This is a genomic window from Mixta sp. (assembly GCF_024610815.1).
Lineage (GTDB): Bacteria > Pseudomonadota > Gammaproteobacteria > Enterobacterales > Enterobacteriaceae > Mixta > Mixta calida.
In genome coordinates this window covers 1-2,274 of record NZ_JANION010000029.1, presented here as the reverse complement: position 1 = coordinate 2,274, position 2,274 = coordinate 1, and the positions used below count along the sequence as shown (strand labels likewise).

At 54.3% G+C, this 2,274-nt stretch carries 1 protein-coding gene; it reads left to right on the top strand.

Annotated features, from left to right (window positions below; all coding sequences use genetic code 11):
- Positions 1-306: 306 nt before the first annotated feature.
- Complete coding sequence (dnaK, locus tag MYY08_RS01435) at positions 307-2,211, top strand: molecular chaperone DnaK (RefSeq protein WP_038628388.1); 1,905 nt, start codon at positions 307-309, stop codon at positions 2,209-2,211.
- Positions 2,212-2,274 lie beyond the last annotated feature (63 nt).

Genomic DNA, 2,274 nt, shown 5'->3' with positions numbered 1-2,274 from the left:
CATAAATCCTCTGCATTTAAAAAATGTAAAGTCATTGAATAGATAAGCAGTAAAGACCGGCCGTCCTGGCCAGTACGCGCGGCATCATAATGAGCAGCCGTCCGGCAAACGTTGATCTGAAGAGTGGTAAAACCGAATTTTTTTTCTTCTGGCCCTTGATGCCGTCAGGGATGGCCCCATCTTATTTGGCATCCGAGGTTATGTACCCGGAAAAAAAGCGCGGCGCCGGGAGTTGAAACGGCAAAAACCGCCCGCATTAAGTGTGCATAACCTGATTTGCAATGAATTCAAGTGGGAGACGTTTAGATGGGTAAGATTATTGGTATTGACCTTGGTACAACCAACTCATGTGTTGCCATTATGGACGGCACCAAAGCGCGCGTGCTGGAGAATGCCGAAGGCGACCGCACCACGCCGTCAATTATCGCGTATACACAGGATGGTGAAACGCTGGTTGGTCAGCCTGCTAAACGTCAGGCTGTGACGAACCCGCAGAATACCCTGTTTGCGATCAAACGTCTGATTGGTCGTCGTTTCCAGGACGAAGAAGTACAGCGTGATATTAAAATCATGCCTTACAAAATCACTCAGTCCGACAACGGCGATGCATGGCTTGACGTGAAAGGCCAGAAAATGGCGCCGCCGCAGATTTCTGCGGAAGTGCTGAAAAAAATGAAGAAAACGGCTGAAGATTACCTGGGCGAACCGGTAACGGAAGCGGTTATTACTGTACCAGCCTACTTCAACGATGCTCAGCGTCAGGCGACCAAAGACGCCGGCCGTATCGCAGGTCTGGAAGTAAAACGCATCATTAACGAACCGACTGCTGCTGCGCTGGCTTACGGCCTGGACAAAGGGCAGGGCAACCGTACTATCGCGGTCTATGACCTGGGCGGCGGTACCTTCGATATCTCTATCATCGAAATCGATGAAGTGGACGGCGAAAAAACCTTTGAAGTTCTGGCGACCAACGGTGATACCCACCTGGGCGGCGAAGACTTCGACAGCCGTCTGATTAACTATCTGGTGGCTGAATTTAAGAAAGATCAGGGCATCGATCTGCACAACGATCCGCTGGCGATGCAGCGTTTGAAAGAGGCGGCTGAAAAGGCGAAAATCGAGCTTTCTTCCGCTCAGCAGACCGACGTTAACCTGCCGTACATCACGGCGGACGCCACCGGCCCGAAACACCTGAACATCAAAGTGACCCGTGCGAAACTGGAATCGCTGGTGGAAGATCTGGTTGCCCGTTCTATCGAGCCGCTGAAAGTCGCGCTGCAGGACGCTGGCCTCTCCGTGTCTGACATCAACGACGTTATTCTGGTCGGCGGTCAGACCCGTATGCCGATGGTGCAGGCGAAAGTTGCTGAATTCTTCGGTAAAGAGCCGCGTAAAGACGTTAACCCTGACGAAGCGGTAGCCGTGGGCGCTGCGGTACAGGGCGGCGTGCTGGCGGGCGACGTGAAAGACGTACTGCTGCTGGACGTGACCCCGCTGTCGCTGGGTATCGAAACCATGGGCGGCGTGATGACGTCGCTGATTGCGAAAAACACCACCATCCCTACCAAGCACAGCCAGGTGTTCTCTACCGCTGAAGACAACCAGTCTGCGGTAACCATCCATGTGCTGCAGGGCGAGCGTAAACGCGCAGCGGATAACAAATCGCTGGGTCAATTTAATCTGGACGGCATTCAACCGGCGCCGCGCGGCATGCCGCAGATCGAAGTCACCTTCGATATCGACGCCGACGGTATCCTGCATGTTTCCGCGAAGGATAAAAACTCAGGCAAAGAGCAGAAGATCACCATCAAGGCCTCTTCTGGTCTGAATGAGGATGAAATTCAGAAAATGGTGCGCGACGCGGAAGCGAACGCGGAAGCCGACCGTAAATTCGAAGAGCTGGTGCAGGCGCGCAACCAGGGCGACCAGATTGCCCACAGCACCCGTAAGCAGCTGGACGAAGCGGGCGACAAGATCTCCGCCGAGGATAAAGCGCCGATCGAATCCGCGCTAAACGATCTGAACACCGCGCTGAAAGGCGAAGACAAAGCGGACATCGAAGCGAAAATCCAGGCGCTGGTGCAGGTTTCCGGCAAGCTGATGGAGTTCGCTCAGCAGCAGGGCCAGCCGGCTGACGCCGCTGACGCTTCTGCTAAAAAAGAAGATGACGTTGTCGACGCTGAATTCGAAGAAGTGAAAGACAAAAAATAATTGCCCCTGACCGGGCGCGGCGGTTGCCCTGACAACCGCTGGTAACCAGCACGGGCGTAGGAG